General features: G+C 48.2%; 3 protein-coding genes and 1 pseudogene. 3 read left to right on the forward strand and 1 reads right to left on the reverse strand.

The features are described from left to right. Window positions 1-156: 156 nt before the first annotated feature. Window positions 157-2,730, forward strand: coding sequence for a DNA gyrase C-terminal beta-propeller domain-containing protein (locus tag PGY33_RS08540; protein ID WP_270478214.1), 2,574 nt, complete (start codon window positions 157-159; stop codon window positions 2,728-2,730). A 404-nt stretch (window positions 2,731-3,134) separates the two neighbouring features. Beyond that, window positions 3,135-4,373 (forward strand): annotated as a pseudogene (locus tag PGY33_RS08545) (IS256 family transposase). A 56-nt stretch (window positions 4,374-4,429) separates the two neighbouring features. Here PGY33_RS08545 and PGY33_RS08550 read toward each other — a convergent pair. Then, window positions 4,430-5,482: an IS110 family transposase gene (locus PGY33_RS08550; protein WP_270478216.1), complete on the reverse strand. Its 1,053-nt coding sequence runs from the start codon at window positions 5,480-5,482 to the stop codon at window positions 4,430-4,432. Window positions 5,483-6,090: 608 nt separating this feature from the next. On the opposite strand from PGY33_RS08550, the gene PGY33_RS08555 reads away from it, so the two are divergent. Beyond that, on the forward strand, window positions 6,091-8,640 hold the full coding sequence (locus tag PGY33_RS08555; RefSeq protein ID WP_270478219.1) for an S-layer homology domain-containing protein: 2,550 nt from the start codon (window positions 6,091-6,093) through the stop codon (window positions 8,638-8,640). Window positions 8,641-9,049 lie beyond the last annotated feature (409 nt).

Here is a 9,049-nt window from a genome sequence, read left to right on the forward strand (position 1 = left end):
CGAAAGGCTCTTTTTTAATGCCTGTAGATAAGGACTTATTGTATCTTGCAATAGGTCCTTATGTTGCATAATGAAATTTGAGTTAACCAATAATGACATTTATTTGCTAAAATGTTATTATATAAATATAAAGCAGCAGAATAAGGAGTGAAATAAATGGCATTTTTCACAACTCAGCGAAAAGAAACCGGTAGTTATAATACAAAGCGAACTAAGCCATGCCGCAGCAGACGCAAGGGCAAAATATATAACGAAAAAACGAAAAATGGCAAACTAACCGTTTGGGGTGCTTACGAGCGGGTAATTTTGGCTATACAGAATGCGCGCAAATGGGCTGACAGCACATGCAGGGCATATGATAGTGTTTTCTACCATTACATTGCTGAGATTTATAATGACATTGAGTATGCTTCGCTGACAGAAGAAACGGCGGAGCAGATTTGGTCGTCTAAAATTGACATTTTTGAAGGCAGTGATGCACAGGATCAAAGAGCGCGGAGTATTTTCGTGAGCTTTGTGGAGCAGGCATGTCGAGCGGGACTTTCCTCGATGCGGTTCAGAGACTTGGCGCCGTTTGTGATTCCGGCAGACCTGAATCAGCTGACTGTGGAGCAGTTGTTGGCAGTACGCGAAGCAGCTGAACTTTGCAAGTGGCGGCCCAAATCGCTGACGATTGAAGCAGAAATTAAAATTTATAACGAGTTGATCAAGCGGGCATCGACGCAGGGAGAGTGCATTGCTTTGCTGGTCATGCTTTTGCTGGGCTGCCGTACATCAGAAGCTGCGGGTTTGTCCTTTGGAAATGTCCGTAAGATGGCAGATGATTTGTACTCCATAGAGCGACGGGAAGTAGAAGAGCAAAGCTCAAGAACCGTTAAAGCTGGCAGTAAAACCGCAAGCGGTTACAGACTTTTGCCGCTTTTGCCGCAGTTTTATGATCTGCTGGAAGAGCGTAAGCGTATGGTGCAGGAGTACATGGAGGAAAACGGCTATACGGACTTGGATATAGACAAAATGCCGCTTGCTTGCCAAGGTACGAATCTGCTGACACGGTGTACAGCAAAGGAAATGAACCGCGTTTTTAAGGATATTTGCATTGATGTGGGTGTCGAAGAAGGTTTTTTCTTTGAAGCCGAGGCAATGATGGCCATTGATAAAGAGGCAGGGGTGGAGTACGAGAATACAGTAGTAGCCTACATTTTACGGCATCAAGCTGCAACGGAGCTGATAGCGACTGATGCTTCTCGGGCTGCAATTTCTGTGCTGATGGGTCACAAAATCGAAGATCCTAATGTAAAAGCATTTGACTATGCCAATGCAGACGGTCAGCGTGAACTGCTACATATTTTAATGCAGCGCCCGTTATACCGATATATTTGCGGTGCGACAGATATGGAGCAGACTACGCTTGAAAAGGGTCAATCGGCAGTATGCGGAGGATCGACTCGTTTGGTCGCACAAGAGGACGAGGAGTTTGATCTTTATATTGACACGCTGGAACCATATGACACAATGCAGATTCAGCTTGAGGGCGATATCCGGTTAATGAAGAAGGATGCAAGAAAGACAACCGCATTGCCGTATCAAAAACCGAGCGGGCTTAGTATGGTGAATGCAGTGACTCAGGTTGTGGCAGAGGCCGAAGAGAATGTAAGAGCTGGAAAGCTGGCGGATAAGCCGGTTATGATCGCGCAGTGTGATGATCCTCTGAGCGAATTGATGACCATTGACGATCTGCAGATCAATTGGAAGCCTCAAATCACCAATGGGGATGGAGATCCAATTGCAGATTCTTCGGAAGAAGTGAAGATGGCGGTTTGCGAAGATACATTGATTGCAGTTTTGCCAGGCGGTGTCTTAAAAGAAGTGCCGAAAAAGGAATTCGTTTATAACGGGACAAAGAGGGCACGCCGTGATGAGAAGATTTTTGCGGATAAGACCATAGACCGCGTTAAAACGATATGGCCGTTTTCACAATCTGCGGATAAAATTGTAATTAGCAGAGAAGGAACGGCGTGGTATTTGCTAGCCGAGGTCAGTGCAGAAGAATTTTTACAGGCAGATGCGTGGGAAGAATGCCGCAGAGCGTTGGCAGCGGGCGGTATCATGATTCCATGTGAAAAGGATGCAGATTCGCTGATTTGTGGAGCGAAAAATGGCGATATAGTACGCTTACCAGCAGACAAACTGTGTGCATGGCAGGGCCAGCGGCAGGTCGTACGTATAGGCGAGGCACCTCTGGCGGTAGCTTGCTTCTGTAAGGCTACTGATGATATTCTGCTGATTAGCGAAAAGGGACAGGCACTACGTACGCATGTTTCGGATTTGTACAAGCGCGTAGACATTGGCGGTGGACTGACCAAAGGTATGCGTATGAAAACAGGTACAGACGATAGATTATGCTGCTGTTTGGTTTATCAGCCAAAGCGTAGTTTAACAGCTGTTTCTCAACAGAGGAAGCTGCTTGTGCTGCGTGCGGACAGTGAAGAAAAGGCGCAGCTCAGAGCGCAAGGACATGTCGGAGAAGGCGTTTGCCTGGTGTATGTGGAAGGTTCGGATCGCTTGGCGGAGGTGTTGTATACAGATCAGGCAGTGTTACTGCTGTCGGACTCCGGATATGCGCAATGCCGTGACATTAGTGTGCTGAGAGAGAAGGGACGCCGTGCAAAAGGCATTGAGGGCATGAAGCGCGGTCAAATTATAAGAGCGGTATGTGCGAAAGTTAAATAATAGGGAAGGCGCAGCTTTTGAGCAGGTATCTCAAAAGCTGCGCCTTTAGGCTTGTATGAATGTAGTTAGAGGACCTCTGAGCAGAAAGATAGCGGCGAAGACTGAAATTCACGGACTATTATTGCGTTTTGTATGTTGTGAAAAACATCGCACGAATGTGGGGCGCGACCAAGTATTGGGGAAATTGATATATGCTCAGCCAGTGCTTGCGTTGGCTGAGTTTTTAGTGGCAAGGTGCTCCGGTGAGGTGGCAGAATCGCTGCGATTTATGCAGAAAAGAAATTTCCAAGTGTAGCTTAAGTCATTTTAGGTGAAATTCCATGCGCTTTTCAGACGCCATCCCAAATTTTGTGTAAACCTCTACGAAGGTGTAAAATAGAGATATAACCGTGGAGGGAAGCAAAATGCCAGTAAAGAAACGAACACCGGAAGAGAATGCACGAAGATCAAAAATCCGAGAGCTGTTGGATATGAGCAACATCACCAGCATGGATGACATCCAAAATCTGTTCAAAGAAACAATTGCCGAATTCATAAAAGACGGTCTGGAAACTGAACTGGATGATGAATTGGGGTACAGCAGGTACGATTATTGCAACAAAAATACCGAAAACAGCCGTAATGGCCACAGCAGTAAGACACTCCGCACCAGTTTCGGCGATGTAGAAGTAGCAGTTCCGCGGGATCGCAAGGGTGAATTTGAGCCGCAGCTGCTGAAAAAGAATCAAACCAGTATCAGTCAGGATATCGAGGAGACGATTCTGTCGATGTATGCCAAGGGCATGACAACCGGCGATATCGAAGCACATATCCAGGATATTTACGGCGTAGATGTCTCTGATACGACGGTAAGCCGCATTACGGATAAGATTCTGCCTGTCGCAAAGGAATGACAGTAGAGGCCGCTGGAGGCGGTCTACGCGGTAGTATTTCTGGATGCGATCCACTATCATGTGCGCAGCGAGGGACACATCGTGAAGAAGGCTGTCTATATCGCGATTGGCATTGATCTGGACGGGCACAAAGATGTTCTCGGCATGTGGGTTGGTGAAAACGAAAGCGCAAAATACTGGGCAACTGTACTGAACAGTCTGCGCAACCGTGGGATTGAAGATATTTTTATCGCCTGTGCGGACAATCTGTGTGGATTTTCTACGGCAATTGAGGCAGTTTTTCCTAAGACTGAGATTCAAAACTGTATTATTCATTAGATTAGAAACTCCAGCAAATATGTATCTTACAAGGATTTGAAAGCGCTTATGGCTGATCTGAAGGCGGTTTACGCTGCGGTTGATGAGGATGCGGCATTGATGGCGCTGAATACCTTTTCGGAGCACTGGGATAAGAAATATCCCACTATTTCGCGGTCCTGGCGGGCAAACCGGGCAAATCTCAGCACTTATTTCAAATTTCCGCAGGAGCTTCGCAGACTGATTTATACGACCAATGCAATTGAAGGTTTTAACCGCCAGCTTCGCAAGGTAACAAAAACGAAATCCGTGTTTCCGACTGATGAGGGTCTGTTCAAAATGCTGTATCTGGCAATGATGGATATTACCCAAAAGTGGACCGGCCGCCGTCAGGACTGGAGTATGATCCATGCTCAGCTGGCAGTCTATTTTGAGGATCGGATGCCAGACTGAGCGATTGGCGCAACTACGTGCCAGGCTTGACTTTCGCCATAATCGGCGTTATCTTGTTACAAAGGCGGTCTCGAATTACAATGCCACCTTGTGAATATTTTACTCTGTTTTACATCCAATGCGGAGTTTACACAGAATTCGGGATAGAGCCATTCGCTCGGTGCGGGGTCAATACCTGCAAAAGCAACAAGCGACTGTTTACGCTCAAAGCGGCGCACATCACCGATCTCCGCCATGAGCTGAGGCCCGAGGGATTCACCAACACCGTACATTTCCATGACGACAGAGTATTCGGGCAGCTGAGATGCCAGCTTGTTCATCTCGCTGCGATACGTTTCAGCACTGCGAGAGATTGCTGTGAGCTGGTTTGCAGCTTCTTGAACGAGCGTTTTCGTGACAGATGTTTTCTGCACCAGTACAACGGCGGACTTTGCCAGAGCGTATACCTCGGCAGCTTTCTCCGTGCTGAACTGGTAACGGTTTCGCTTGCACCACTTGCGGTAACGCTCGGTAAAAGCGTTCAAACTGCCGCTGCGAACGCAATCGGTATGCCAGAAATCATGGGTGAAATCAACCCACTTCTGCGTGCCGTCACTGCGTACAGGACTGTCAAACAGCTTGCGGATACCGGGAAAAGACTGTTCCTGAAGTGCGATGAGGTTGTTTGCGGCAGCAGTTTTCTGCTTGATTGCCAGCTGAAACTGACGGTTCATAGTTTTCAAATCGTATCGAATCGTATCCATAGGAGTATAATCACGCAATTCACTCCAATTGTCAAGAGCATATTTGGCAATCTTCATAGCATCCGCCTTGTCGGTCTTGACCTTGCGGAGAGAGTTGTTGCCGTACTCCTTGATGAGCAAAGGATTGACCGCTGAAACGTAAATCCCGGCCTCGTGGAGAACCTTGGCGATGCCCTCGTAGTAACGTCCGGTGTGCTCCATGACTACTCGTGTTTCGCCCGCAATGGATTTGAGCTGTTCTGCCAGAGAGGCCAGTTCCTCGGCGCTGTGGCGCACATCGAATGGCAGTTTTACCACCTCGCCAAAAGGACGAAGTACGGCCACGGTACTCTTGCTGCTGGAAACGTCAATGCCTGCTGCATTCATGTTCATCACTCCTGAAAGAATTTGCAATGGACAGAGCCATCTTTACCCATTGCCGATTCTATCTGTTTGGTGACACGAACACGCGGTTCTACCTGCACAAATCGAACGCTGCGAACAGGAGGATGGCTGACTGACTTAACAACGGGCACGAAGCCCTTGGAAGAAAGGGTCAGACCATTACCTTCCTATTCTAACAGCTTAAGCAACGAGATGTCTCGGCTCGTAGCTAGCTGCCACTTGTCCGAGGCAAATATATTGTAACAGGACGTTTACCTGAATAATTGGAAGACCGGTCAAGAAGACAGGCAGGAAACCGCCTGTTCTTGACATGTCTGCATGCAGCTGTTATATATAAGACAAGAGCAACAAGCCTAATCCATAAGCTCATCGCCCTTAATTATCATAGAAGAATCTTATTTACAGAGTTTTTCTCACACACTCGCAGTATCCATATAATGGCGCTTGCAAAGAAATGCATAAGGCCTAAAATAGTTCAATAAATCCGCGAATATATTCTGAATTCACGAGTTATACCATAGTTTCTGGATTTTTACGCGAATCTCAAAAAGGTTCTTGCACTGGTACTGGCGTTTGCTTGCGCATTCACCATGTTTGCTGGTGCAGCGTTCACGGATCAGGCCGACATCAAGGTTAAGTCTGATGTAGTGGACACTCTGGTATCGCTGGGCGTTATCGAAGGTTTCGAAGACGGCTCCTTCCAGCCGAACGGTACTGTAACTCGTGCGCAGATGGCGAAGATGATCTACGTTCTGCGTACCGGTAACTCTGACGCTTCTGCGTACAACGATGACAAGACCTCTTTCACTGACATTGGTTCCCACTGGGCTCGTGGCTACATCAAGTACTGCCAGTCCCTGGGCATCATTGCTGGTAAGAGCAACACCAAGTTCTGCCCGAACGACAAGGTAACCGCTCAGGAAGCAGCTAAGATGCTGCTGGTAACTCTGGGTTACGATGCAACCAAGGCAGGTCTGGTAGGTGCAGGCTGGGCTGCAAAGACCAACGCACTGGCTGATGAGGCTGGTCTGCTGGAGGACGTAAACACTTCCTTCACCGCAGCTTGCCCGCGTCAGTACGCTGCACAGCTGATCTACAATGCTATTGATGCTGTAACTGTTGCATGGCGTGATGACGCTTACACCAAGTACAACTACAATGGCAGCGAGAACAAGACCATTGGCGAGAAGTACATGGGTCTGAACAAGACCGTTGGTATTCTGAACGATGTAACCAAGGATACCGATAAGAACACTTACTCTCTGAACGTAACCATCAACACGACTGAGAGCACTGGCAAGAAGTTGGATGCTTTCACTAAGGTTACCAAGGACTACTCCGCTCTGAAGTATCAGAAGGTTAAGGTTCTGTACAAGGACAAGGACAACGTATTTGGCGTTTACTCCATGACCGATGACAACACTGTTGTTTCCAACGTAATGGATAACGTTAAGATGGATAGCAACAAGCTGAAGATCAATGGCACCAAGTACTCCATCGCATCCGGTTCTATCGTATACGTTGACGGTGCGCAGGTATACCGTAAGGCTACTGGCACTGGCACGAACAGCGCACTGGTTGCTGCTGACTTCAGCACCACCAAGAACACTACCTTTACTACTGCTGCTACCATCGATGAGTGGGTTGCTACTCACTCCGAAGGCGATAACATCGGCAAGGCTTCTTCTGTTCAGGCTATCTCTAACACTGACAGCAGCAAGATCAACATTCTGAAGGTGACCACTTACACCGTTAAGAAGGTTACCTACGTTGGCACCGACTACATCAATGCAGGCGGCGCTCGCAAGGATGATGACTACAACTATCCGTCCGACATCAAAAAGGATGACTACGCTGTAATCTCCTCCAAGGGCAACTATGCTGATGACAAGGGCCTGATCACCAAGGCTGAGACTGTTGAAGGCAAGGTTACTGGTACTAAGGGCAACGATCAGGTAATGATCGATGGCAAGTGGTACACCGCTGACTACAAGGCTGGCACTACCAATGTTATCGAAGACTGGCCGTCCTCTAACGCAACTGTAAAGCTTGTTCTGGTTAACGGCTTTGTTCAGTTCGTTGACACTGTTACCGCAGGCACTGCTGACATGGTAATGGTTATCGAAACCGGTTCTTCCAATGGTCTTGGCAACTCCAAGGTTGCTGACCTGATGTTCTCTGACGGTTCCCGCAAGACTGTTGAGTTGGATTCTGATTCCGAGTACGGATACAATAATACTCCGGTAACTTTCGGTTCTCCGAAGCTGGCTACCTATGAGGTATCCAAGGGCAAGTACACTCTGAAGAAGGTTTCCGGCACCGCTCGCAATGGTTACGATATCTATGCTACCGCTGCTTCTCAGGATGTTGACGGCAACATCAAGGGTAATGTAACTCTGGCTGGCCAGAAAAATGACACTAATAGCAAGCTGTTCTTCAAGAGCGATGCTGTTGTATTCGTTAAGTACAAGACCGATGACTACAAGGTAGTTACCGGTAAGGACGTTGCTAACTGGAGCAAGACCACTCTGAAGTCTGTTGAGGCTCTGGGCGAGCTGACTTCCGGCAACGCATACGCACAGGTAGCTGTTGTTACTATGGACACCAAGCTGCCGGGCGCTTCTAACAGCAACTATGCTTACGCTCTGGACGATCCGTACGAGCAGACTATCGATGGTACCAAGTACACCTTCATCAAGGCTTGGGACGGCACCAAGGAAGTTACTTTCAAGTCTGAGGATACCAACACCGGTATCACCAAGCGTACCGCGTTTGAGTACTCCAACAACTCCGATGGCACTGTTGACCTGACTCGTCTGGACAACAAGACCACCACCGGCGTGAACGGCGAGTACTATGCACTGACCAAGATCACTTCTTACGACGAAGGCACCGGCGCTATCACCTTTGATAATAGCATCTGCGACCTGAGCACGAAGAACAAGATCAAGGCTGGCGAAACCACTATCCTGTACGTCAACTCCGACGATAAGGTAGGCGTTGGTGCGTTCGACATCGACGTTGCTGAGGATGTAAATGCAGACGGCACCGTAGAGAACAACGTAATTGTTTACTCTGAGGCTGGCGACGATTACATCAACCTGATCGTTGTTGACGTTAACAACTACATGCATTCCTAATCAGTTTTGCTGATTTGAAGGCATAACTAAACCCCCGAGGAAATTTTCCTCGGGGGTTTTCCCTTTCCCCGAAAAAATTCGCAAAAATCCAAAAGTTTTTCTTGCAATTTCGGAAAAATCGGCTATTCTATACCTCAAACAAACGGCGGAACGCCGGACAGAAGGTATTTCATAATGGGATTTGAATCATATCGGCAGGGCGCGTTCACGAAGCGGTTAGCTGACCTGCCCGACCAGCCGACATGCAGGCGGCGGAGCTGAAAACGTATTTCGACTCCTCGCCGGAGGAGCTGCGGCAGGCGCTGAACCGGCTGTGCGACGCGCTGGGCGAGTTCTCGGCGGCGGCTAAACTGGGCTACACCGCGAGTGCGGGCGTGCCGGCGCAGACCGTTCAGGACGCGATCGAAAA

The sequence above is a fragment of the Butyricicoccus sp. AF18-9LB genome (assembly GCF_027684505.1).
In the GTDB taxonomy this organism is placed as follows: domain Bacteria; phylum Bacillota; class Clostridia; order Oscillospirales; family Butyricicoccaceae; genus Agathobaculum; species Agathobaculum butyriciproducens.